General features: G+C 70.0%; 20 protein-coding genes, 2 pseudogenes and 1 riboswitch. Of the genes and pseudogenes, 8 read left to right on the top strand and 14 right to left on the bottom strand.

Translation table 11 applies throughout. The features are described 5' to 3' along the window. Nucleotides 1-158: 158 nt before the first annotated feature. On the bottom strand, nt 159-611 hold the full coding sequence (locus tag O159_RS08715) for a winged helix-turn-helix transcriptional regulator (protein WP_021755424.1): 453 nt from the start codon (nt 609-611) through the stop codon (nt 159-161). A gap of 94 nt (nt 612-705) precedes the next feature. Here O159_RS08715 and O159_RS08710 point away from each other — a divergent pair, with 94 nt between their 5' ends. Further along, the gene (locus O159_RS08710; RefSeq protein WP_021755423.1) at nt 706-1,575 is read left to right on the top strand and encodes an SDR family oxidoreductase; all 870 of its coding nucleotides are present in this window, start codon (nt 706-708) and stop codon (nt 1,573-1,575) included. An 85-nt stretch (nt 1,576-1,660) separates the two neighbouring features. Here the strand turns inward: O159_RS08710 and O159_RS08705 are convergent, their stop codons facing one another. Both O159_RS08705 and fbaA read right to left on the bottom strand, forming a co-directional pair. Beyond that, nucleotides 1,661-2,305, bottom strand: coding sequence for a DUF6264 family protein (locus O159_RS08705; RefSeq protein WP_021755422.1), 645 nt, complete (start codon nt 2,303-2,305; stop codon nt 1,661-1,663). A 31-nt stretch (nt 2,306-2,336) separates the two neighbouring features. Beyond that, nucleotides 2,337-3,362, bottom strand: a complete 1,026-nt coding sequence (gene fbaA, locus O159_RS08700; protein ID WP_021755421.1) for a class II fructose-bisphosphate aldolase — start codon at nt 3,360-3,362, stop codon at nt 2,337-2,339. A gap of 200 nt (nt 3,363-3,562) precedes the next feature. On the opposite strand from fbaA, the gene glpX reads away from it, so the two are divergent. Continuing rightward, nucleotides 3,563-4,564, top strand: coding sequence for a class II fructose-bisphosphatase (gene glpX, locus O159_RS08695; RefSeq protein WP_043994193.1), 1,002 nt, complete (start codon nt 3,563-3,565; stop codon nt 4,562-4,564). A 171-nt stretch (nt 4,565-4,735) separates the two neighbouring features. On the opposite strand, the gene rmuC is transcribed toward glpX, so the two are convergent. After that, nucleotides 4,736-6,142 (bottom strand): DNA recombination protein RmuC, encoded by a 1,407-nt coding sequence (rmuC, locus tag O159_RS08690; protein ID WP_021755418.1) that lies wholly within the window; start codon nt 6,140-6,142, stop codon nt 4,736-4,738. A 49-nt stretch (nt 6,143-6,191) separates the two neighbouring features. Further along, a complete protein-coding gene (locus O159_RS08685; RefSeq protein WP_021755417.1) occupies nt 6,192-7,616 on the bottom strand; it encodes a sugar porter family MFS transporter in 1,425 nt (474 codons plus the stop codon). 210 nt (nt 7,617-7,826) lie between these two features. Here O159_RS08685 and O159_RS08680 point away from each other — a divergent pair. Further along, nucleotides 7,827-8,825, top strand: a pseudogene (locus tag O159_RS08680) (IS481 family transposase). Here O159_RS08680 and O159_RS08675 read toward each other — a convergent pair. After that, nucleotides 8,822-9,402 (bottom strand): annotated as a pseudogene (locus O159_RS08675) (exonuclease domain-containing protein). The pseudogenes O159_RS08680 and O159_RS08675 sit on opposite strands and share 4 nt — an antisense overlap. 77 nt (nt 9,403-9,479) lie before the next feature. Between O159_RS08675 and O159_RS08670 the strand changes: the two are divergent. From O159_RS08670 to O159_RS08660, 3 genes are all read left to right on the top strand, one after another. Next, nucleotides 9,480-10,103, top strand: a complete 624-nt coding sequence (locus O159_RS08670) for a GyrI-like domain-containing protein (RefSeq protein WP_021755414.1) — start codon at nt 9,480-9,482, stop codon at nt 10,101-10,103. A gap of 99 nt (nt 10,104-10,202) precedes the next feature. Next, nucleotides 10,203-11,276: a redox-regulated ATPase YchF gene (gene ychF, locus O159_RS08665; RefSeq protein WP_021755413.1), complete on the top strand. Its 1,074-nt coding sequence runs from the start codon at nt 10,203-10,205 to the stop codon at nt 11,274-11,276. Between the two features lie 136 nt (nt 11,277-11,412). Beyond that, nucleotides 11,413-11,976 (top strand): GNAT family N-acetyltransferase, encoded by a 564-nt coding sequence (locus O159_RS08660; protein ID WP_021755412.1) that lies wholly within the window; start codon nt 11,413-11,415, stop codon nt 11,974-11,976. A gap of 40 nt (nt 11,977-12,016) precedes the next feature. Here O159_RS08660 and O159_RS08655 read toward each other — a convergent pair whose 3' ends face one another. From O159_RS08655 to O159_RS08620, 8 genes are all read right to left on the bottom strand, one after another. Next, the gene (locus O159_RS08655) at nt 12,017-12,262 is read right to left on the bottom strand and encodes a hypothetical protein (RefSeq protein WP_021755411.1); all 246 of its coding nucleotides are present in this window, start codon (nt 12,260-12,262) and stop codon (nt 12,017-12,019) included. Between the two features lie 129 nt (nt 12,263-12,391). Continuing rightward, nucleotides 12,392-13,441, bottom strand: coding sequence for an NYN domain-containing protein (locus O159_RS08650; protein ID WP_021755410.1), 1,050 nt, complete (start codon nt 13,439-13,441; stop codon nt 12,392-12,394). Next, a complete protein-coding gene (locus O159_RS08645) occupies nt 13,438-15,018 on the bottom strand; it encodes a DHA2 family efflux MFS transporter permease subunit (protein WP_021755409.1) in 1,581 nt (526 codons plus the stop codon). The genes O159_RS08650 and O159_RS08645 overlap by 4 nt, the downstream gene beginning before the upstream one ends. Nucleotides 15,019-15,082: 64 nt before the next feature. After that, nucleotides 15,083-16,228 carry a cysteine desulfurase family protein gene (locus O159_RS08640; RefSeq protein ID WP_021755408.1) on the bottom strand — a complete coding sequence of 382 codons (1,146 nt, stop codon included), beginning with the start codon at nt 16,226-16,228 and terminating at the stop codon, nt 15,083-15,085. Beyond that, nucleotides 16,225-17,085, bottom strand: coding sequence for a carboxylating nicotinate-nucleotide diphosphorylase (gene nadC, locus O159_RS08635; RefSeq protein ID WP_021755407.1), 861 nt, complete (start codon nt 17,083-17,085; stop codon nt 16,225-16,227). Before nadC ends, O159_RS08640 begins: the two co-directional genes overlap by 4 nt. Then, a complete protein-coding gene (gene nadB, locus O159_RS08630) occupies nt 17,079-18,623 on the bottom strand; it encodes an L-aspartate oxidase (protein ID WP_021755406.1) in 1,545 nt (514 codons plus the stop codon). Before nadB ends, nadC begins: the two co-directional genes overlap by 7 nt. A gap of 1 nt (nt 18,624) precedes the next feature. Beyond that, nucleotides 18,625-19,920 (bottom strand): quinolinate synthase NadA, encoded by a 1,296-nt coding sequence (nadA, locus tag O159_RS08625; RefSeq protein ID WP_021755405.1) that lies wholly within the window; start codon nt 19,918-19,920, stop codon nt 18,625-18,627. Further along, complete coding sequence (locus tag O159_RS08620; protein ID WP_021755404.1) at nt 19,917-20,654, bottom strand: NUDIX hydrolase; 738 nt, start codon at nt 20,652-20,654, stop codon at nt 19,917-19,919. The genes nadA and O159_RS08620 overlap by 4 nt, the downstream gene beginning before the upstream one ends. Nucleotides 20,655-20,849: 195 nt before the next feature. Beyond that, nucleotides 20,850-20,948, top strand: a riboswitch (glycine riboswitch). 182 nt (nt 20,949-21,130) lie between these two features. Between O159_RS08620 and gcvT the strand changes: the two genes are divergently transcribed. Next, the gene (gcvT, locus tag O159_RS08615) at nt 21,131-22,312 is read left to right on the top strand and encodes a glycine cleavage system aminomethyltransferase GcvT (RefSeq protein WP_021755403.1); all 1,182 of its coding nucleotides are present in this window, start codon (nt 21,131-21,133) and stop codon (nt 22,310-22,312) included. Nucleotides 22,313-22,314: 2 nt separating this feature from the next. After that, complete coding sequence (gene gcvH, locus O159_RS08610; RefSeq protein WP_021755402.1) at nt 22,315-22,695, top strand: glycine cleavage system protein GcvH; 381 nt, start codon at nt 22,315-22,317, stop codon at nt 22,693-22,695. The last annotated feature ends 40 nt before the right edge of the window (nt 22,696-22,735 follow it).

The raw sequence follows: 22,735 nt of genomic DNA, 5'->3' as shown, positions 1-22,735 counted from the left end.
GGCGGGGTCCGCGGTGGCGGGCGGCGGCCGTGCTCGCCTGCGGGGCTATGGACTCGTCCGTGGCGAGCATCGAGGCGAGGCGGAGGGAGACGGTCGCCGAGGCGATCCGCCGCGTGGCCGCCGGTGTCGTCCGCGGCCAGGGTGGGCCACGGCGAGGCCTACAGGGGGTCCTCGTCGCCGTCGCCGCCGCTCGCGGACGCCGGGCCGGTCGTGATGCCAAGCCGTGCGGGTTCTGCGGGGTGCTCGCCGGAGAGGATGTCGTCTGCGTTGCCCGCGATCCAGTCCACGAGGGGGAGTAGGCGGCCGGTCAGCTCGTGCCCGCGCTCGGTGAGGCTGTAGTCGACACGCGGCGGGACGCTCGGCTGGGCGGTGCGGAGCACGAAGCCGTCCTTTTCGAGGGTGCGCAGCGTCTGCGCGAGCATCTTCTCGCTGACGCCCTGGACGGTGCGGCGCAGCTCGCCCCAGCGCAGGCTGCTCCGCGAGAGCGCGACGAGGACGAGCACGCCCCAGGTGCTTGTCACATGGGTGAGCACGATGCGGGAGGGGCACGTCGCGGGCAGCACGCCGTCGGTGAAGCCTAAGCCGCCGGATGGCGGATTTCTGATGTCCACGTTATTAACTTACCAAAAAGTGGGTTCCTTCATTGGGGAAGTTTTGCGTCAGAATACCGGTTGGCATCGTTCACCAACCGAAAGGAAAACCACTATGACTATCGTTGTCACCGGAGCGACCGGCCGCCTGGGCCGCCTGACCGTGGAAGCTCTGCGTGAACGCAGTGTCCCCGCCGACAGCATCCGCGCGCTCGGCCGCAGTGCCGAGCGTCTGGCTCTGCTCGCCGCCCAGGACATCCAAACCGCTGTGATCGACTTCGACAAGCCCGAGACGCTGGAACCCGCGTTCGCCGGCGCTGACGCGATGCTGCTCGTCTCCAGTTCGGAGATCGGTCAGCGCGTGCGGCAGCACAGGAATGCGATCGAGGCGGCCAAGCGGGCAGGCGTCGGGCGTCTTGTCTACACGAGCGCTCCGCACGCGACCGAAGCGGACCTGGTGCTCGCGCCCGAGCACGCCGCGACGGAGCGACTGCTCGCGGAGTCGGGGCTGCCCGTGACCATCCTGCGCAACAACTTGTACACGGATAGCTACGCGGATCAGCTCGGCATCGCGGCTGCGACCGGAGAGATCGTCGCCAGCGTGGGTGCCGGCCTCATCGCGAGCGCACCCCGCAGGGACTACGCCGAAGCCGCCGCGGTGGTGCTGACCACCGAGGGGCACGAGGGTGCTGTCTACGAACTCACCGGGGATGTCGCGTGGACGTTCGCCGAACTGGCCGCGGTCGCTAGCGACCTGCTCGGGCGGGAGATCGTGTACCGGCCGGTGACGTCGGAAGAGTACCGGCAGATCCTTCTCGGCGTAGGTCTCGACGAAGGGAGCGCGGGCTTCGTGGTCGCGCTTGACGGCGACATCCGGAATGGCGGGTTCGCAGAGGTGACGTCCACGCTGTCCGAGCTGATCGGCCGGCCGACGACGCCGCTCGCCCAGGGGCTTGCCGATGCGCGCACGGGGGCCGTGGCCTGATCAGGTGGCGTGGGAAGGGGCCTCCTCTTCCCACGCCCACCCGGTCCTGGGTCTGGGCGGCGTGCTCCGGAGCGTCACCTCGGCCTCAGGGCGTCGGCGTGCCTGCCGGGCCGGGGGTGACTCTGCCGTAGTCGAGCAGCGCCGGGTCGGTGGCGATGACGGCGCCGGCGATCACGAAGAGGGCGATGAGGGTGACGACGCCCGCGACGATCGGCGGGTAGAACGCGAGTCTCTTCCGGAGGAGCAGCCAGACCGAGAGCCCGGCGGAGAGGAACCACAGACCGGCCATCACGATCGAGCCGGTCGCGATGAGCGCGCCGACCGAATCGGCGGGGTGGAAGTCGCCGAGCTGCTGGGTGGTGTGCAGGAGCCGTATGCTTGAGGGAAGGGCCTGCAAGGTCCCGATGGAGGAGATCATCCCGACGAGGCCGACGATCAGGAGCGCGATCGTCGCGGCGAGGTTCCAGCGCGGCGCATCGGCCTGCGGCGGGGGCGAGTACGGCGAGCGCCGCTCGGGAGGCTCGGCCCGGTGGTCCTCCGTCCGCGCGGGTGCGCCGGGCTGTCCGTTCTCGTACACGTCGGCGTCCAGACTCTCCGAGGCCGCCGGACTGCGGCGTGCGGTGTCGAGGCGGCCGACGTCCTCCGGGGGACTCCAGGACCAGCCCGGCGGCGCCAGCTCGCCGAACTTCGGTCGCGGACGCTCGTCTGGCTGCTGTTCCTCCTCGGCCATGCGGCCGCCTCCCCGCGATGTCGGTCTCTGCCTACTTGCCGGAGTGTCCGGCGCTGCCCAGCTGCTGGGTCGCCTCGACGACGCGAGCGGCCATCGCCGACTCGGCGACCTTGCCCCAGGCGCGCGGGTCGTAGACCTTCTTGTTGCCGACCTCGCCGTCGATCTTGAGGACGCCGTCGTAATTCCCGAACATGTAGCCCGCGATCGAACGGGTGAACGCGTACTGTGTGTCGGTGTCGATGTTCATCTTCACGACGCCGTTGCGCACGGCCTCCGCGATCTCCTCGTCGGTCGAGCCCGAGCCGCCGTGGAAGACGAGGTCGAGCGGTTTGGGGCTGGTCCCGTATTTGGCAGCGAGGCCGTCCTGGATCTCCTTGAGGAGCTCCGGGCGCAGTTTGACGTTGCCCGGCTTGTAGACGCCATGCACATTGCCGAAGGTGAGCGCAGCCATGTAGCGGCCGTTCTCGCCCAGGCCGAGGGCCTCCACGGTCCGGATCGCGTCGTCCAGCGTGGTGTACAGGTGCTCGTTGATCTCGTGGCTGACGCCGTCCTCCTCGCCGCCGACGACGCCGATCTCGACTTCGAGGATGGCGTCGATGGCCCGGGTGCGCTCGATCATCTGCTGCGCGATCTCCAGGTTCTCGGCCAGCGGCACCGCCGAGCCGTCCCACATGTGGGACTGGAAGATCGGATTCCGGCCGGCCTTGACCTCGTCCTCGGAGGCGGCGATGAGCGGGAGCACGAAGTCCTCGAGCGCGTTCTTCGGGCAGTGGTCGGTGTGCAGCGCGACCGTGATCGGGTAGTTCTTGGCGACCTCGGTGGCGAACCGGGCGAACGCCAGCGCACCGGTCGCGCGCGCCTTGACCGACTGCCCGGCGAAGTAGTCAGCACCACCGGTCGTGACCTGGATGATGCCGTCGCTGCCGGCCTCGGTCAGGCCCTGCAGCACCGCATTGATCGTTGACGAGGACGAGACGTTGAACGCCGGGTAAGCGAACCCGCCGGCCTTCGCTCTGTCGAGCATCTCCGCGTACTGGTCCGGCGTGGCGATGGGCATAGCTGCTCCTTGGGATCGGGGTGTCGAACGGGACTCATCATACCGAGGGGCGGATGCTGGAAGCCGTCCGGCCGGCGTGGGCGGCCGGCGATGAACGTTCGTGCATGTCCGCCGGGCGAGGCGCCCGCCTGGCTAAACTGGGCAGCGCCGCCGAGGGCGGCGCAGACACCGTCGTTCGATTCCGTCCGGGAGGACCCGTCATGACCAGCACCGACACCGCATCCCTTTTCCTCCACCCGGACCGGAACCTCGCGATGGAGCTCGTGAGGGCGACTGAGGCGGCGGCCATCCGGGCGACGCCGTGGATCGGGCGCGGCGACAAGAACGCGGCGGACGGCGCGGCGGTGGACGCGATGCGCAAGTTCCTCGGGACGGTCAACTTCGACGGTCTCGTCGTGATCGGCGAGGGCGAGAAGGACAACGCGCCTATGCTCTTCAACGGCGAGCACGTCGGCAACGGCCGCGGCCCGGCCTGCGACATCGCGGTCGACCCGATCGACGGCACCTCGCTGACCGCGGCCGGCCGCCAGAACGCGCTGTCGGTGATCGCGGTGTCCGACCGTGGAACGATGCTCGACGCGTCCAGTGTCTTCTACATGTCCAAGATCGTCACCGGGCCGGAGGGCCGCGGTGTGGTCGATCTGTCCCAGTCCGTCGGCGACAACATTCGGGAGCTCGCGAAGGCCAAAGGTAAACCGTTGGGAGAGCTCCGCGTCGCCGTCCTCGACCGGCCGCGTCACGAGGGCCTGATCGAGGAGATCCGTGCGGCCGGAGCCGGCACGCGCCTCATGCTCGACGGAGATGTCGCGGGCGGCATCAACGCGGCGCGTCACGACTCGCGCATCGACATGTGCGTCGGCATCGGCGGCAGCCCGGAAGGCATCACCACCGCCTGCGCGATCAAGGCGCTCGGCGGTTTCATGCAGGGCAAGCTCGCGCCGAAAGACGATGCGGAGCGCGCCGCCGGCATCGCGGCCGGTCTCGATCTGGACCGTGTCTACGGAGCGGACGATCTCGTCAAGGGCGGCAACACCTTCTTCGTCGCGACGGGTGTGACAGACGGCGGGCTGGTCGAAGGCGTGCGCCGCAAGGGCTTGATCATCCGCACGGAGTCGATCGTGCTGCGCTCGAAGTCCGGCACCATCCGCCGTGTCCTCGCGGACCACCCGGCCGAGAAGTGGCTGGACGCCTCCGAGCTCTGATCGCTTCTCGCGTCCGTTTGCGCCGGCCGGCGACGGTCTGGTCCGGGCTGAAAGAGGCCGACGGCATCGACGGGCGCTTCCCCGGACATCGCGCGGATGTCGCCTTCCGGCTTCAGTCGCCTTTCGGCAGTTCGGCGGCTCCTGGACTTCGGCGGCTCCTCGACGGGGGCGCTACGCGCTGCGTTCGGTGGTGGAGTCTGCCGTGCGTGATTGCTCCGCTCGGGTCTGTTCGTCGCGGGCCAGTTTGTCGATGCCGTGCATGTCCCGGGGTTCGAGCTCGCTGACGAGCTCGAACGCCGTGAGCTCGCGGGGAGCCTCCTCGATGCCGTCGAGAGCCCCGATGACCCGGGACTCGTCCAGAGCGCCGAGCTTGCGGGCGGCGGGGAGGACCTGGCGCTCGAACGAGCCCACGAAGCCGTTGTAGTCCTTGACGGTGCGCTCCAGGGAGCGACCGAGCTTCTCGATGTGCCCCGCGGTGGTGGACAGGCGGCTGTAGAGCGTGCGGCTGAGGTCGAAGAGCTGCTTGGCCTCCTGGGTGAGCACATCCTGCTGCCAGCTGAACGCGACGGTCTTGAGCACCGACCAGAGCGTCACCGGGGAGGCGAGGGCCACGCGCTTGGCGAAGGCGAACTCCAGGATCGAGGGATCGGCCTCGAGCGCGGAGGAGACCAGGGATTCGCTCGGGATGAACGCGATCACGAGCTCAGGGGACGATTCCAGTCCGGTCCAGTACGCCTTGCTGCCGAGGGCTGTGATGTGGTCGCGGACCGCTTTGACGTGCTCCTTGAGCAGGGCATCCCGTTGGGCGCCTTCGACGCCCGTGGCCGTGGCCGGGATCTGGCTCGCTTCGAGGTAGGCGGTGAACGGGACTTTGGCGTCGAGGGCCATATTCTTGCCGCCGGGCAGGCGGATGATCATATCCGGCCGGCCGGCGCCGGCTTCGGAGTGGATGTTCGCCTGCACATCGAAGTCGACCCGCTCGAGCAGGCCCGCGGCCTCGACCACGCTGCGCAGCTGGGTCTCGCCCCACACCCCGCGCGTGCTGTTCGAGCGCAGCGCGGAGGCGAGTGCCTCGGCTGTGCTGCGGAGCCGCTCTTCGGACTCCACGGCGGAGCGCAACTGCTGGCTGAGCTCGCCGTGCTGCCGGGTGCGCTGCCCTTCCAACTCCACCACTGCGCGCTGCATCTCGGTCAGCGACTCCCGCACCGGTGCGAGCGCCTGGAGGACTTTGCTCTCGGCGCGCTCCCGCTCGCCCTGAGCAGCGGCTTCGGCGCGGTGCCGCTCGATCGTCTCGCGGAGCTGGTGCTGGGAGGCCAGCACCTGCCGCTCCAGCGTGTCGACGCGGCCCTGTGCGGCGGCGAGGTCGGTGCGGATCTCCGCCTGCACCGCGGCCTCGGCGGCACGTACCTGGACCAGCTCGGTCGCGTGCTGGGCGGCGAGCACGGCGGGGTCGACCGCGGCCTCCCCAGGCTCCGCAGCGGACCGGCCGCGCAGCAGCCGGGCGACCGCGGAACCCGCGGCGACAGCCCCGACGATCAGACCGAGCAGAATGCCGACGAAGAGGGCGAGGATGTCCATGCGTGCAGTCTTGCAGGAGCCGCCGACAGCGGGGGTATGCGCGCCGCGCTCACCGCGTGTAGTGTGCCTCCAGCTCCCGTTCCAGCGTCTCGAGGCTCCGCCCGCGCGTCTCCGGCAGCGCGCGCACGACGAACAGGAGCGCGCCGCAGCCCACAGCCGCGAAGACGAAGAACGTCGGCGAGATCCCCATCCCGGACACCAGCTGGGGGAAGAGGAACCCGACGAGGAAATTCGTCAGCCAGAGGACGAGTGCCGCTGCGCCGAACGCGACGCCGCGGATGCGCGCCGGGAAGATCTCGGCGAGCATCAGCCAGGTCACCGGCGACACCGCGCCCTGCTGGAAGGTGAGGAACAGCACCGTGAGCGTGAGGGTCGCGAACGGCAGCGCAGGCGTGCCCGCGAGCAAGGCGGAACTCGTGCCGACGAGCAGCAGCGCGCTCGTCGTGCCGATGAGGCCGGTGATCAGGAGCGGGCGGCGGCCCACCCGCCCCAGCAGCCAGATCCCGCCGAAGGTGGCGAGCACCGAGATGACGCCGTTCGCGATCTGCCCGACAAGCGCCGCCTGCGCGTCGAGACCCGCTCGCTGCAGGATCTGGACGCCGTAGTACATGATCGAGTTCACGCCCGTCAGCTGCTGCACCATCGCGATCCCGACCCCCACCAGGAAGACACGGCGTATCCACGGCATGCCGAGCGCGCGCACGAGATCGGCGAAAGAGGCGCTGGGGGCGTGCTCGATCGCCTCCCGGATCTCGGCGGCCTCCCGCTCGGCCTGGTGTTCGGCGCGCAGGGCGCGCAGCACGGCGAGCCCCTCGGCGAAGCGTCCCTGAAGGATCAGCCAGCGCGGGCTCTCGGGCACGACGAGCATCCCGAAGAAGAGGACCACAGCGGGCAGCGAGGCGACGACCAGCATCCACCGCCACACCTCGGCGTGCTCCGGTACCGCCGCCGCGATCGCCGCGTTCACCGCGAACGCCGCCAGCTGACCGGAGACGATCATCAATTCGTTGTGCGTGACGATCCGGCCGCGCCGCTGCGCCGGTGAGACCTCCGCGAGGAACAGCGGGACGGCGACCGACGCCGCGCCGACGGCGATCCCGAGCAGCACCCGCGCTGCGACCATGATGGACGGCGCGAACGCGCAGCCGAGCGCTGCGGCGAAGAACACGATCGCGAGGCCGATGAGCAGGCGGCGGCGTCCGCTGCGGTCGGCGATCCGCCCGCCCATGAGCGAGCCCGCGGCGGCGCCGAAGAGGAGGGAGGAGACGACGACGCCCTCCTCGAGCGGCGAGAGCGCCACCCCCTCGAATCGCATGAACGGAAGCGCGCCGCTGATCACGCCGGTGTCGTAGCCGAACAGGAGACCGCCGAAGGTGGAGAGGACGGTGATGCGGCGCAGGAGCCGCCGCCGCTGTGGTTCGGGGATCTCGTCGGCAGTGAGAACGGTCGGCGAGGCGACGGGGTGCCAGGACATAGTGCTCCTTTGCAATATAACTATGTCCCGACATTAGGAGAAATGCTGCGAAACCTCAAGGTTTGCATTCCTGAAGAGGAGAAAGGACGCGCGGTGCGGTGTGCTGCTCAGGGCAGTTGGTTGAGGTGTGACGCGATAGATGGGTGAGGACCTCCCGGTCGAGAGTGGGGCTGTCTAGTTTCCCTGCACTCGATGACTTAGGAGGTCCTCGTGACCCACGCTAATGCTGCTTTGACTCCTCGCGAATGCCTCCGCCTGGCCCGCCAAGTCGTCGACGACGGCTGGTCCGTTGCTGCGGCGGCGACCTACTTCCGAGTGTCCTGACGCACCGCGGACCGATGGGCTCGTCGTTACGTGGAGATGGGCGAGGCGGGAATGCTGGACCGTTCGTCACGGCCGCATCACAGCCCGAACAAGACCCCGCGAAGACTGGTCCGCAAGGTCGTGCATCTGCGGTGGAAGAAGCGGCTGGGACCAGTCGGTATCGGCGCCCAGCTCGGCATGCCCGCCTCGACCGTTCACACGGTCCTCTCCCGGTGCCGGATCAATCGGCCCAGCCACGTCGACGTCCGCACCGGCGAACCCGCCCGCCGCTACGAGCACGAGCATCCCGGATCGATGATCCACGTCGACATCAAGAAACTCGGCAACATCCCCGACGGTGGCGGCTGGCGCTACGTCGGACGTCTCCAGGGAGAGCGGAACAAGGCCATCACCGCGAAGCGGACCGGGAAACACGGGATCACCGGCGACATGATCACCGGCACAGCGTTCGTTCATACCGTCATCGACGATCACTCCCGTGTCGCTTACGCCGAGATCCACGACGACGAAACCGCCGCCACTGCAATCGCTGTTCTGCGTCGAGCGGTCGGCTGGTTCGCCAGCCGTGGCGTCACCGTCGAACAGGTGCTCTCCGACAACGGCTCCGCATACCGCTCATACGCCTGGCGCGACGCTTGCGCCGAGCTCAGCATCCAACCGAAACGCACCCGGCCCTACCATCCGCAGACGAACGGCAAGATCGAACGCTTCCACCGCACCCTCGCCGACGGCTGGGCATACGCCCGGCACTACAACTCCGAATCAGCCCGCCGCAACGCACTCCCGGCCTGGCTGCACTCCTACAATCACCACAGGCCCCACACCGCCATCGGCAGCCAGCCACCCATCAGCAGATTGACCAACGTCCCTGAGAAACACACCTAGGCCGCCGCCGGCACACCGATGCGGTGCAGACGCGTACCCGTCAGCGCGGCCAGGTCGGGCACCGTCGCGGCTCAGTGCCGCCCGGCCGCGTGGATCACGATCGCGGCGCACGCCTCGGCGTCGGCGAGCGCGTCGTGGTGGCGGAAGTCCTCGAAGCCCGCGGCCGTCGCGGCAGCCGGCAGCCGGTAGGACTCCAGGCGGTACGTGCGGCGGGCCACCTGAAGGTTGCACAGATAGCGGTATTCCGGGCAGACGACGCGGGTCGCCGCGCACGCCGCGCGGATGACGCCCATGTCGAAGCCCGCGTTGTGGGCGACGAGAGCGTCGTCTTCGCAGAACTCGACCAGATCGGCCAGCTGCTCGGCCCATCCCGGCGCCCGGCGACATCCGAGGGATGGATGCCGTGGATGCGGACGTTCCACTCCTGGAACTCGTCGTGTCCGGTCGGCGGCTGGATGAGCCACCCCGCCCGGTCGACGACCCGACCCTGCTTGACCTTGACCAACCCGACCGAGCACGCCGACGCTGCGGAGGAATTCGCTGTCTCGAAGTCGATCGCGGTGAAGTCCAGGGTCACGCCGACATCGTCGCATGCCCCACCGACGTCCGCGCGCGGGGCAACCGGTGCGCCGTAGATTGGAGAGGGAAGGGCTGATGGAGAAAACAGACATCAAGAAAGGCATCCCGGGCTACCGCGCGCCGCGCGGACGGTTCGAGGTGGTGACCGTGCCGCCGCTGCGGTATCTCATGATCGACGGGCGCGGCGACCCGAACACGTCGGACGCCTACAGGGAAGCGCTCGAGGCGCTCTACCCCGTCGCCTACCGGCTGAAGTTCTTCAGCAAGCGCGAACTCGGCCGCGACTACGGTGTGATGCCGCTGGAGGCGCTGTGGTGGGCGGAGGACATGGCCGCCTTCACGAGCGGGAGGGACAAGTCCCGCTGGCAGTGGACGGTGCTGAACCTCGTCCCGGAGTGGATCACCGCCGACCACATCGAAGCGGCCCGGGACGCCGTGGCGGCGAAGAGCGATCCGGCCGCCATCGCCTCGCTTCGGCTGGAACTGCTGGACGAGGGGCTGTGCGTGCAGACGCTGCATGTCGGCCCCTACGACGAGGAAGCTCCCGTGCTCGACGAGCTCCATAATGTCTACATTCCCGGGCGCGGTTTCCGGATGACGGGGAAACACCACGAGGTCTACCTGAGCGACGCGCGCCGCACTGCGCCGGAGAAGCTGCGCACCATCCTGCGTCAGCCGGTGACAGCGGTCTCGCCCTGACCGGCCATCGTTTCCTCGCTTTTTCAGGCCCTGCCCCGGCGTGCCGCCTGAACAAGCGAGGAAAAGATGGCGGGGACCCGGCCGGTAGAGTGGTGGACTGTGGCTCTCACTATCGGTATCGTCGGGCTGCCCAATGTCGGCAAGTCCACCCTGTTCAACGCGCTGACCAAGAACGACGCGCTCGCCGCGAACTACCCGTTCGCGACGATCGAGCCCAACGTCGGCGTGGTGAGCCTCCCCGACCCGCGCCTCGGCACGCTGGCCGAGATCTTCGGCAGCGAGCGCATTCTCCCGGCTCCGGTGTCGTTCGTCGACATCGCCGGCATCGTCAAGGGGGCGAGCGAGGGCGAAGGCCTCGGCAACAAGTTCCTCGCGAACATCCGTGAGGCGGACGCCATCGCCCAGGTCGTGCGCGGCTTCTCCGACCCGGATGTCGTGCATGTCGCCGGCAAGGTCGACGCCGCCAGCGACATGGAGACGATCAACACCGAGCTCATCCTCGCCGACCTCCAGACGCTCGAGAAGGCCGAGACCCGCTACGAGAAGGAGATCAAGGGCCGCAAGCTGGAGCCCACCGTGCTCGAAACGGCCCGGGCCGCCCTCGCGTGCCTCAACGAGGGCAAGCCGCTCTCGGCCTCCTCCCTGGACCTCGAGCCGGTGCGTGAGCTGGGCCTGCTCACCGCGAAGCCTTTCATCTACGTGTTCAACGTGGACGAGACGGTGCTGACCGACGAAGCGCGCCGCGCCTCCCTCGCCGCTCTGGTGGCGCCCGCCCAGGCCGTCTTCCTCGACGCCAAGCTCGAGTCCGAGCTGATCGACCTGGACGCCGAGGACGCTGCCGAACTCCTCGCTTCGACCGGCCAGTCCGAGAGCGGTCTCGACCAGCTCGCCCGCATCGGCTTCGACACGCTCGGCCTCCAGACCTACCTCACGGCCGGTCCCAAAGAGTCGCGGGCGTGGACCATTCGCAAAGGCTGGAAGGCTCCGCAGGCCGCCGGTGTCATCCACACCGACTTCGAGAAAGGCTTCATCAAAGCCGAAGTCATCTCCTTCGACGATCTGGTCGCCACCGGGAGCGTCGCCGAGGCGCGCGCGCACGGGAAGGCGCGGATGGAAGGCAAGGACTACGTGATGCAGGACGGGGATGTGGTGGAGTTCCGCTTCAACGTCTAGCCTCGCGTCGGTTGTGGAGGAGATTCTGGCTCCACCCCGCCGTATCTCATCCCTTTCCTGCCGCCGACCGGCGTGTTCCGCCACATCTCCTCCGTTTTCTGCTGCGCGGGCGAGGGCTACGGGCTAACCTCCACCTATGGCCATCCATGTGCTTCCCGCCACCGGACGCTGGGACGACTTCGCCTCCTTCATGGTCCCGCGCAAGCCCGGGGGCGGCGGCTGCGTGTGCATGGCCTACCGCGATTCCCGGCTCGACATGCCCGGGCGCATCGACTACATGCGCGAGCAGTGCGCACGCGAGCCGGGCCCTGGCGTGCTGGTCTACCTCGACGGGGAGGTGTCGGGCTGGTGTTCTGTCGCGCCGAAGTCCACGTACCGGCGGCTGATGAATTCGCGCACGATCCCGCATCTGGACGAGGAGCTCGATCCGTGGGCGATCGTGTGTTTCGTGGTGCGAGGCGGGTTCCGCAAGCAGGGGCTCATGCACGAGCTGCTCGACGGCGCGGTGGCGCACGCCCGGGCGTGCGGCGCGACGATCGTGGAGGGATACCCGGTGGACGCCGCAGGGAAGAGAGTGGATGCGATCAGCGGCTATGTGGGAACGGTCGCGCTCTTCGAGGCGCACGGCTTCACGCGGTTCTCGGAGACCGCGTCGCACTCGGGCGGTGCCGATCGGTGGATGATGCGACGGAGCCTGTGAGGAGGGACGGGCGGCGTCACCCGTCCGCCCTGTTCGCGCGTCAATGCTCCAGATCGGCGGTGGTCAGCGGGATGGTGGACCGGTAAGGATAGGCGGGCATGGACGAGAACTCCTGGTTGTCGTCCAGCTCGTACACGTCGTAGGCGAGGGCGCCGGCGAACGTGGTGGCGACGCGGATCTCGCCCGGCGGGCACCCGCCGATCAGGGGCACGACCACGACGCTGTCCAGAGTCTGGCCGTCCTCGTAGAGGAGGGCCGCTTTGATGGTTCGCGTGAGAGCGTCCATGTCCGGACTTTACGCCCCCGGCCGGCCGCTTCCCGGCGACGCGCGGGCTCCCGGCGAAAGTGCGATCGCAGGATACGAATGGTTCCCTCGCCCTTTCGCCGTTCGGGGGCGACGGGGTCGCACCTCCGGTCAGTGCGCCGAAACCGTGTCGCTCGCCCGGCCGCTGTGCCGGGCGCGGCGCGAACGGGTCGGGGCCAGCCGTACGAGCTGGGCTGTCGAGGAGTCGTCGAGTTCGACGAGCTGGTTGTGGGACTTCACGAAGTCGCTGAACGAGCGGAAGCCCAGGGCCTTTTCGCTGAAGGAGGGGTCCATCCGCTTCATCTGGCTCTTCACCGCCGAGGTGTGCAGCCACTCAGAGTCGTCTTTCTCGTGCCCGAGCTGGAGCGCGCGGGCGAGGAGGCGAGTGGCCACGACTTGCGGATCGTCCTGCGCCTCGCCCGGCTGCTCCGGGGCTGCCTGCTCGGTGGGTTTGCGCTTGCGGGAGCGCTGGGCCGTCTTCTTGCCGGTGGTGGCGTCCGCGGCCCCTGCGTCGGCGGTCTCCGGTTCGCTCTCCTGCTCCGGGGCCGCGATGTCGGCAGCGGCTTCGTGAGCCTCTTCCGTCTGGGCGGCTTCGTCGCGCGCGATGCCCGGCAGATCGTCGTAGCTGACGAACTCGTCGCAGGCCGCGGCGAGCGAGCGGGCGGTCGAGCCGGCGACGCCGATGCCGATCACGTACCGGCCGAGACGTTTGATACGCTGGGCCAGCGGGATGTAGTCCGAGTCTCCGGCGACGATCACGACGTGGGTCAACTCCGGAAGCCGGAAGAGGTCTTCGACGGTGTCGACCGCTAGGCGGATATCGCCGCCGTTCTTGCCGTAGGCCGCCGCCGGGAACAGCTGAACCAGATCCACCGCCCGGCCGACCAGCTGCCCACGGTATTCGGCGTTCACCGCCGATGACCAGTCGGCGTACGCACGGGTCAAGACGATCGTGCCGAACGACGAAGCGAAGTCGATGATCGCGCCGAGGTCGACGCGCGCCTCGGCGAGTTTCGCGGCGAAGGCGGGCTTCGGCAGTGTGCCCGTCTTCTGCTTGTCCCGCATGAACTGACCACGGCCGTGTACCTGGTCGTAGCGGGAGATGACGATGTTGTCGAAGTCGATATAGACCGCGACGCGGCCGTCCCCAGGTTCGCTCATGTAGCCACGATATCTCGTGGACAGTGCTCCGGCGCACCGGGCCGTCGGCGGCCCGGGTCCGAGGGATTGGCTCGGTGGCGCGTCAGTGCGCGTCCGCTCCGTCGGGCGCGTCCGCGGGCTTGTGCACGAAGAACGACCCGACCACCGCGAACAGCGAGATGACCGCCGCCCCGAGGAAGGCCGCGCGCACGCCGCCCGCGGTCGCCGCATCTACCGGCGATCCGTCTCGGAGCAGATTCGAGATCTGCAGCGACGTCAAGGCGATCAGCAGCGCTGTCCCCGCCGCGCCCGCGACCTGCTGCACGGTGCCGACGATCGCCGAGCCGTGCGAGTAGAGGTGCGGCGGAACCGCGCCCAGCCCCGCTGTGAAAAGCGGCGTGAACATCAGCGCGAGCCCGAGGCTTGAAGGCGATGTGCGCGATCAGAAGGAGGGACACGGGCGTGTGCTCGGTCACCATCGTGAGTCCCCACAGCACCAGCCTGACGAGGATCGCCCCCGGCGCCACCAGCGGCTGCGGCCCGAACCGGTCGTAGAGACGCCCGACGACGGGCGCTGCAAGCCCCATCACGAGCCCGCCCGGCAACAGGAGCAGACCGGTCGAGAGCGTGTCCAGGCGCAGGACGTGCTGCAGATACAGCGGCAGAACGATGATGACGCCGAACAGGGAGGCCATGCTGACCGCCATCATCGCGATCGCGGTCGTGAACAGGGGGCTGCGGAACGTGCGCAGGTCGAGCAGCGCCCGGTCTGTGCGTTGCAGAACGAGCTGCCGCAGGACGAACGCCGTCAGTCCGACGACGCCGACCGCCAGCGACACCCACAACACCGGACCGGCCCCCGCCCCGCTCGACTCCCCGCTCAGCGTCAGGCCGTACACCAGCCCGCCGAAGCCGAACGCCGAGAGCGCCACGGAGAGGACGTCGATGCGCCTGCGCGAGGTCTCGCCGACGTTCTCCACATATTTGACGCCGATCAGCAGCATGACGAGGGCGATCGGCAGCACAATGAGGAAGATCCACCGCCATGCCAGGTAGTTCAGGATGAAGCCCGAGATCGCGGGGCCGATCGCCGGTGCGACCGAGATCACGATCGACACATTGCCCATCGTCCGGCCGCGCTTGGCCGGAGGCACCACGGTCATGAGCGTGGTCATCAGCAGGGGCAGCATGATCGCCGTGCCGGTCGCCTGGATCACGCGCGCTCCCACCAGCACCGCGAACCCGGGGGCGAGGGCCGCCGTGAGCGTCCCGAGCGAGAACAGCGACAGGGCCGCGATGAACACGGCGCGCGTCGAGAGTCGCTGTAGCAGGAATCCGGTGATCGGGATAACCACCGCCATCGTCAGCATGAACGCCGTGGACAGCCACTGGGCCGCGAGCGCGTCGACGCGAAGATCGTCCATCAGCTTCGGGAGGGCGACCGTCATGATCGTCTCGTTCAGGATCACGACGAACGTGGCCGCCAGCAGCAGCCAGATGACCCGCGAGTCCCGTTTCGACAGCTCAGCCGGGGCGGCCGGAGCCGTCGCAGGCGGCCCGGTGGGCGGGCTGGTCAGAGGTGAGGTCTTCTCCGTCACCGGTTAAGAGTATCGGTGACCTCCGACACGGTGGGTTCCCTCCGGTGCCGCCGCTCGCCCGCGCTCACTCTCCGCGCAATCCGGCGACCCGGCGGACGGCCGCCCCGACCTCGGGCGCGACCCCGGCCAGCTCCGCCGCGCCTGTCTCGGGACCCCACGAGAATCGCACAGCCGTGCGCGCCAGCTCCGCGGGATAGCCGAGCGCCAGCAGCACATGCGAGGCGTCCTCGCTTCCGGCCGCGCAGGCCGACCCGCTCGAGGAGACCACTCCGTTCCGTTCCAGTTCCAGCAGCACGGCCTCCCCGCTCGTCCCCGGGAAGACGAACGACGCGGTGCCCGGCAGCCGCAGCGAGGGATGCCCGGTCAGCTCGGCTCCCGGCGCGGCCTCCAGCACAGCGGCCACGAAAGCGTCGCGGGCCGCCCGGGCGGCCGTCGCTCGCTCGTCGCGGCCGGCCGCCGCCGCCCGGGCGGCCACCGCGAGGCCGACCGCTCCAGCGACGTTCTCCGTCCCCGACCGGCGGCCCCGCTCCTGGCCGCCCCCGTGCAGCACCGGCTCCAGCGGAACGCGGCCGCGCACGCACAGCGCGCCGATGCCCTTCGGCGCTCCGATCTTGTGCCCCGACACGCTGAGCGCGTCCACCCCGAGCGCCCGCACATCCAGCGGCAGCCAGCCCGCCGCCTGCACCGCATCGGTGTGGAACAGGATACCGTGCCCGTGTGCCAGCGCCGCCAGCTCCGCGACCGGCTGCACCGTCCCGACTTCGTTGTTCGCGAGCATCACGGAGGCCAGCGTCGTGTCCGGCCGGAGCGCCGCTGCGAAATCCGCTGCGTCGACGAGACCGTCCCGGCCGACCGGCACGAGCGTCACCGAGAAGCCGTGCTCCCGCACCAGGTGGTCGGCCGAGGCCAGCACGGCCTCGTGCTCGATCGGGGTGGTGACGAGGTGCCGACCGCGCGGGTTCGCCAGAGCAATGCCTTTGACCGCCAGGTTGTCCGCCTCCGTCCCTCCCGAGGTGAACACCACCTCGGAGGCCCGGCAGCCGAGCCAGGAGGCGACCGCGCTCCGGGCCTCGCCGAGAGCCCGGGCCGCCGTCTCGCCGAGGCTGTGGTGGCTCGACGGGTTGCCGAAATCGCCCGTCAGATACGGCCACATCGCCTCCAGCACGTCGCGGCGGACCGCGGAGGTGGCGGCGGCGTCCAGGTAGATCACAGTGTCTCGACCACCACATCCAGCCCGAGATCGAGCGAGCGCCCGCTGTGCGTCAGCGCGCCGGCCGAGATGATGTCCACCCCGGTCTCCGCGATGGCGCGCACGGTCGAGAGACTCACTGTGCCGCTCGCCTCCACGATCGCCCGGCCGCCCACGATCGCGACGCCTTCGCGCAGCTGTTCCAGCGTGAAGTTGTCGAGCATGATCGTGTCGACGCCGGCGGCGAGCACCGATTCGATCTGGTCGAGGCGGTCGACCTCCACCTCGAGGTGCGTGGTGTGGGACAGCTCCCGCCGCACTTTCTTCAGCGCATCGGTGACCGACAGCCCCGACTGCGCGGTCAGCACGGCGAGGTGATTGTCTTTGACCATCACCGCGTCCGAGAGCGAGAAGCGATGGTTGCCGCCGCCGCCGCAGCGCACTGCGTGCCGTTCGAAGGCGCGCAGGCCCGGCGTCGTCTTCCGGGTGTCCACGATCCGAGCGGAGGTGTGCGCCACCGCGTACACGAAGGACGCTGTGAGCGTGGCGATCCCGCTCATCCGCTGCGCGAAGTTGAGCGCCACCCGCTCCGCCGTCAGCACCGAGCCCGCCGGTCCGCTGACGGTGGCGAGCGTGTCGCCGGGCTCGAAGGCGTCCCCGTCCGCGACCGTGAGGACGATCTGGATGCCGGGGTCGGTCAGCCGCATCGCCGCGGCGAACACCTCGCCCCCGGCGAAGATCCCTGGCTCCCGGGCGGCAAGCCGGGCGGAAGCGTATGCCGATTCGGGAATGAGGAGCTCGCTGGTCAGGTCGCCCCAGGGCGCGTCCTCGGCGAGGGCGGCGCTCACGGCGGCGTCGATGATCGGGCGCGTCAGCAAGGAACGGTCTCCTCGGTCGGCAGGGGCAGCGGCGCGAGCACGGTGTGCCGGGCGTCGCCGGGGGCGGTCAGCGGGAAGTCGGAGCGAGAGTGCGCGCCGCGGGACTCCTCCCGCGAGAGCGCCGCGGCGACGACGAGGCGGCCGAGCAGCAGCAGATTCGCGTCCTCGCCGGGCGCGGGCCTGCGCATCCCGGCCAGCTCGGCGGCGGCCCGGGTGAGGCCGGTGCGGGTGCGGCTCAGGCCGGCCGCCGACCACAAGACCCTCTGCAGGCGCGCCCGGTTGAAGGGGGAGGCGGGTGCGGACTCCGGCAGCGCGCCCCCGCCTCCTGCACCGTCGAGCCAGGCGGGCGGATCGGGCCAGTCCCCGCCCGCGTCGAGGGCGTCCACCGCGGCGGCGGCCCGGTGTGCGAACACCAGTCCCTCGAGCAGCGAGTTCGACGCCAGGCGGTTCGCTCCGTGCGCGCCGGTGCAGGCCGCCTCGCCCACCGTGAACAGTCCGGGCAGGGTCGTCCGGCCCGCGGTGTCTGTCGCGACCCCGCCCATCGCGTAGTGCGCAGCGGGCGTCACCGGCACTGGTTCGCGGGACCAGTCGAATCCGGCGGCCCGGCACGCCGCGTCGATCGTCGGGAACCGCTGTGCCAGGAACTTCGCGCCCAGCATCGTCGCGTCGAGCACGACCGGCGTGCCATCCTGTGCCGCCATTTCCACCGCGATCCCGCGCGCCACCACATCCCGGGGCGCGAGCTCGGCGTCGGGATGAACCTCCCGCAGGAACCGCTCGCCGCGCGCGTTCCGCAGAACCGCCCCTTCGCCGCGGACCGCCTCTGAGACGAGGAAGGCGGCCCCGGAGCCGGCCAGCGCCGTCGGATGGAACTGTGTGAACTCCACGTCGGCGAGCGCGGCTCCGGCCCGCCAGGCCGCCGCGACTCCGTCGCCGGTCGCCACCGCGGGGTTGGTCGTGCGGCCGTACAGCTGTCCCCAGCCGCCGGTCGCGAGGAGGACGGCATCGGCTGCGATGGTCGTCGCGCTCCCGTCGGCCTGACGGATCAGCACGCCGCTCGCGCGGCCGTCCGCGACCAGAACCTCTCTCAGGAAGGCCCCCTCGATCACCGGGATGCGCGCCGCGCGCACGGCGGCGACCAGTGCCCGCTCGATCTCCGCCCCGGTCGCGTCCCCGCCCGCGTGCAGGACGCGCGCGTGCGAGTGCGCCGCTTCCAGCCCGCGCGCGAGCTCCCCGCCCTCGCGGTCGAACGCGACCCCGAGCGTGAGGAGCTCGCGCACGCGCTCCGGGCCGTCGGCGCACAGCGCCGCCACGGCTTCCGGCACGCTCAGGCCCGCACCGGCGCGCAGCGTGTCCGCGATGTGCGCCGCGGCGCTGTCTCCCGGAGACAGGGCCGCGGCGATCCCGCCCTGCGCGTATCGCGTACTGCTCTCCGCGAGCGCGCCCTTGGTCACGATCGTGACCCGGTGCCGCCCGGCCGCTCGCAGTGCGGCGACGAGCCCGGCGATGCCGCTTCCGGCGACGACGACGCGGGCCATGTCAGGCCGCCATCGTCGTGTCCGGCCGCGCGGCGAGCATCCGCTCGAGCGCCACCCGGGCGGGGCCTGCGACCGCGGCCGGCACGCTCACCTGGTTGACGACCTCGCTGCGCACGAGCGACTCGAGCACCCAGGCGAGGTAGCCGGGGTGGATGCGGTACATCGTCGAGCACGGGCACACCACCGAGTCGAGGCAGAAGACCGTGTGCTGCGGGAAATGCGCCGCGAACCGCTGCACGAGGTTAATCTCGGTGCCGATCGCGAACGTCGAACCGGCGGGCGCCGCCTGGATGGCCTTCACGATGTAGTCCGTCGAGCCGTTCTCGTCGGCGGCGTCCACGACCTCCATCGGGCACTCGGGATGGACGATGACGCGCACACCGGGGAACGCGGTGCGTGCCTGCTCGATCTGCCCGACGGTGAACCGCTTGTGTACCGAGCAGAAGCCGTGCCAGAGGATGACGCGTGCGTCCCGCAGCGTCGTCTCGCTGCTGCCGCCGAGCGGCTTCCGCGGGTTCCACAGTGGCATCCGCTCGACCGGGACGCCCATCGCCTTCGCCGTGTTGCGTCCGAGGTGCTGGTCAGGGAAGAACAGCACGCGCTGCCCGCGCTCGAACGCCCACTCCAGCACGGTCGCCGCGTTGGAGGAGGTACACACGATCCCGCCGCGCTCACCGCAGAACGCCTTCAGCGCCGCCGACGAGTTCATATAGGTGACCGGGATGACCGGGAGGCGGCCGTCCGCGTCGGGCTCGGTGCCGTACAGCTCTTCGAGCGCCTCCCAGCACTCTTCGACCGAGTCGAGGTCGGCCATATCGGCCATCGAGCAGCCGGCGGCGAGGTTCGGCAGGATGACGCGCTGGTCGGGCCGTGAGACGATGTCCGCGGTCTCGGCCATGAAGTGGACGCCGCAGAACACGATCACCTCCGCCTCCGGCCGTGCCTTCGCCGCGTTCGCGAGCTGGAACGAGTCGCCCACGAAGTCCGCGAACCGCACCACCTCGTCCCGCTGATAGAAGTGCCCCATGACCGCGACACGGTCGCCGAGGGCGGCCTTCGCGGCGTGGATGAGCCCGGCCAGATCCTCCTCGCTCGCCGTGCGGTACTCCTCGGGCAGCTCGCCCTGCCGCGGCGCGTGGGCGGGGATCGGGTCGGCCTGCGAGGCGCCCGGACCGTACGACGGAGCAGCCGCGTCGAAGAGCCACGGCTCCTCCGCCAGCTCGGGCGCGCAGGTGGACCCGTCCCGCTCGCCGTGTGCGATCAGGCGGATGGTGGTGTCGACCGAGGCGATGGTCATGAGCGGGCTCCTTTGAATGGATGCTGGTGCCGGGGGAGCGGCCCCGCGTCGGCGAGGTCGATCGAGCCGTTGTAGCGGTAGAGGCGGGGCGGCCGGTGGGGCGTCCCGGTCAGGTAGTCGTCGGTGGCGACGACCGTGCCGGAGGACTCGATGGTCCGCCGGAAGTTCGCGGGGTCGAGCGGCCGCCCGAGCACCGCCTCGTGTACTTCGCGCAACTGGGCGAGTGTGAAACGTTCGCCGAGGAAGGCGTGCGCGATGCGCGAGTGCTCCATCTTCGTGCGCAGCCGCCAGAGGGCGTACTGCACGATGAGGGCGTGGTCGAAGGCCAGCTCGGGCAGTTCGTCCGCCGCGAACCAGGCGACGTTCTCGCCGACGCTCGCGCGCTCGGCCTCGGCGCTGCCCACGAGCGCCCAGTAGACGATCGAGACGACCCGTTCGGGGCTGCGGGAGCGCTGCGCGTCTCCGAAGGTGTAGAGCTGCTCGAGGTAGCGCGGCGTCAGCCCTGTCGTCTCGCCCAGCGTGCGTGCGGCGGCGTACCCGAGGTCTTCGCCCACCCGGAGCGGACCGCCCGGCAGCGCCCAGCATCCCTCGAACGGCTCCCGGATGCGGCGCACCAACGGCAGCCTCACCTGCGGCGGCCCCCCTGCCGACGCGTCCTTCCGCAGCGCGAAGATGACGGTGGACACCGCGAGCAGCGCGCTGGCGCGCTCGTGCGAGGTCTCGCGTCCGGTCATCCCGGCCTCCGTCCTGGTAAAAGTCTCAGTGACCCTAAGGTGTCCGCAATAATAGTGTCATCGCGACTCGAACGCAAAAGCGCGCACCGCCTCCCCGGACGATGGAGCGCCGGAGCGGCCCGGCAGCGCCTGTTGCGTCAAACAGCGACGGTGCGGTTATGCTGGCGGAGCACAGCAACTGAACATCGGGCCATCGAGGTCGATGTGGGAGAGCCGTGGGGGAGAACCCGCCCGCGGCACCGAAGGAGCAATCCTCCCCGACAATCTCTCAGGTACGCGTACCGCATCGGACTGGCCACTCTGAAAAGCAGGGCAGCGTCGATCCTCCGGGTCGATCCCGCGGGACATGCTGGCCTCGCCCACGGTGAAAGCCGCGAACCCTTCGCGGTGAAACTCTCAGGCCGGATGACAGAGGGGGAGTTCTTCCCGGGAGGCGCGCCGCGCCGCCCGTCACCCCCCGGCGAATCGGAGAACTCATGACCTCGCAGGACAGCCACCGCCTCTCCCCGCTGCACGACGCGCACGAGGCCGCCGGGGCCTCTTTCACCGATTTCGCCGGCTGGCAGATGCCTGTCCGCTATTCCAGCGACCTCGCCGAACACCACGCCGTCCGCACCGCCGCCGGGCTGTTCGACCTCTCCCACATGGGCGAGATCGTCCTGATCGGCCCGGAGGCCGGGCGGGCGCTCGACTACGTGCTCTCCGGCTCGCTCTCGGCGCTCGCCGTCGGCCAGGCGAAATACTCGCTGCTGCTCTCGCGCTCCGGGGGGATCGTGGACGATCTGGTCGTCTACCGCACGGGAGCGGACCGTTTCATGGTCGTCGCGAACGCGGCCAACCGCGAGCTCGTCGCCGAGGAACTGCGCGAGCACACAGCGCCGTTCGAGGTGGAGGCGTTCGACGAGAGCGAGGACATCGCCCTCATCGCCGTCCAGGGGCCGGCGAGCCTCAGCGTCCTGCTCGCCGTCGACGGCTTCCGGCTGGACGGCTCTCTCCCGGGCGGCGACTTCGCCCAGCGCGTCGGCGGCCTCAAGTACTACTGGAGCGTCCCCGCCGAGTTCGAGACGCATCCCGTGCTCATCGCCCGCACCGGCTACACCGGCGAAGACGGCTTCGAGCTGTATACCGCGCCGGACAGCGCCCGCGCCCTCTGGGACGCGCTGCGGGAGGCCGGCGCCGGGCAGGGACTCGTCCCCGCCGGTCTCGCCAGCCGCGACACGCTGCGCCTGGAAGCCGGGATGCCGCTGTACGGCCACGAACTGGGCCTCGACACTCTGCCCGCCCAGGCCCGCCTCGCCCGGGTGGTGAGCCTGGCCAAGGACACCGATTTCATCGGCCGCGCCGCCAGCGAGGAGGGTCCGTCTCCCGAAGCCCGTGTCCTCGTCGGACTCCGGGGCGGGGGCAAGCGCGCGGCCCGCGCCGGCTATCCCGTGCTCGCGACGGCGGACGACGGCTCGGCCGAGGAGGTCGGCGTCGTCACCTCCGGCGCTCTCTCCCCGACGATCGGCGTTCCCATCGCCATGGCCTACGTCGCCCCCCGCTTCGCCCGTCCCGGCACCGAACTGCGGGTGGATGTGCGCGGGTCGAGCCTTCCCTTCACCGTCACCGCCCTTCCCTTCTACCGCCGAAAGCCTCTCACCTCAGAAAAGGAGGGCTGACAATGCCCGCACAGCAGGACCTCAAGTACACCCCGGAGCACGAGTGGCTGTTCGTGGAGGGCGACACCGCGACCGTGGGCATCACGAGCTACGCCGCCGAGAAGCTCGGCGATGTCGTCTTCGTCGAACTGCCGGAGGCCGGGACCGCCGTGGCGGCCGGCCGCGTCGTCGGCGAGATCGAGTCGACCAAATCGGTCGGAGAGCTCTTCGCCCCCGTCGATGGCACCGTCGCCGAGGCCAACCAGGCCGTGCTGGACACGCCCGAACTGGTCAACTCCGATCCCTTCGGCGACGGCTGGCTGATCAGGGTGACGTTCGCCGCGCTCCCCGAGGGCCTCCTCAGCCACGACGAGTATAGGGCGCTCACGGGCGAGCCGTCCTGATCGGCGGAGACCGTCTTGACAGATCAGATTGGCGCAGAAC

It is taken from the genome of Leifsonia xyli subsp. cynodontis DSM 46306, assembly GCF_000470775.1.
GTDB lineage: Bacteria > Actinomycetota > Actinomycetes > Actinomycetales > Microbacteriaceae > Leifsonia > Leifsonia cynodontis.
This window is presented reverse-complemented; position numbering and strand designations above follow the sequence as displayed.

Excerpts from the sequence above, each read along its gene's own strand:
- gcvT (WP_021755403.1), top strand. The coding sequence starts at position 21,131 with ATGACCTCGCAGGACAGCCACCGCCTCTCCCCGCTGCACGACGCGCAC.
- O159_RS08710 (WP_021755423.1), top strand. The coding sequence starts at position 706 with ATGACTATCGTTGTCACCGGAGCGACCGGCCGCCTGGGCCGCCTGACC.
- O159_RS08670 (WP_021755414.1), top strand. The coding sequence starts at position 9,480 with ATGGAGAAAACAGACATCAAGAAAGGCATCCCGGGCTACCGCGCGCCG.
- gcvH (WP_021755402.1), top strand. The coding sequence starts at position 22,315 with ATGCCCGCACAGCAGGACCTCAAGTACACCCCGGAGCACGAGTGGCTG.
- O159_RS08685 (WP_021755417.1), bottom strand. The coding sequence starts at position 7,616 with ATGTCCTGGCACCCCGTCGCCTCGCCGACCGTTCTCACTGCCGACGAG.
- O159_RS08650 (WP_021755410.1), bottom strand. The coding sequence starts at position 13,441 with ATGAGCGAACCTGGGGACGGCCGCGTCGCGGTCTATATCGACTTCGAC.
- O159_RS08660 (WP_021755412.1), top strand. The coding sequence starts at position 11,413 with ATGGCCATCCATGTGCTTCCCGCCACCGGACGCTGGGACGACTTCGCC.
- nadB (WP_021755406.1), bottom strand. The coding sequence starts at position 18,623 with ATGGCCCGCGTCGTCGTCGCCGGAAGCGGCATCGCCGGGCTCGTCGCC.
- O159_RS08655 (WP_021755411.1), bottom strand. The coding sequence starts at position 12,262 with ATGGACGCTCTCACGCGAACCATCAAAGCGGCCCTCCTCTACGAGGAC.
- rmuC (WP_021755418.1), bottom strand. The coding sequence starts at position 6,142 with ATGGACATCCTCGCCCTCTTCGTCGGCATTCTGCTCGGTCTGATCGTC.
- nadA (WP_021755405.1), bottom strand. The coding sequence starts at position 19,920 with ATGACCATCGCCTCGGTCGACACCACCATCCGCCTGATCGCACACGGC.
- fbaA (WP_021755421.1), bottom strand. The coding sequence starts at position 3,362 with ATGCCCATCGCCACGCCGGACCAGTACGCGGAGATGCTCGACAGAGCG.
- O159_RS08705 (WP_021755422.1), bottom strand. The coding sequence starts at position 2,305 with ATGGCCGAGGAGGAACAGCAGCCAGACGAGCGTCCGCGACCGAAGTTC.
- O159_RS08620 (WP_021755404.1), bottom strand. The coding sequence starts at position 20,654 with ATGACCGGACGCGAGACCTCGCACGAGCGCGCCAGCGCGCTGCTCGCG.
- glpX (WP_043994193.1), top strand. The coding sequence starts at position 3,563 with ATGACCAGCACCGACACCGCATCCCTTTTCCTCCACCCGGACCGGAAC.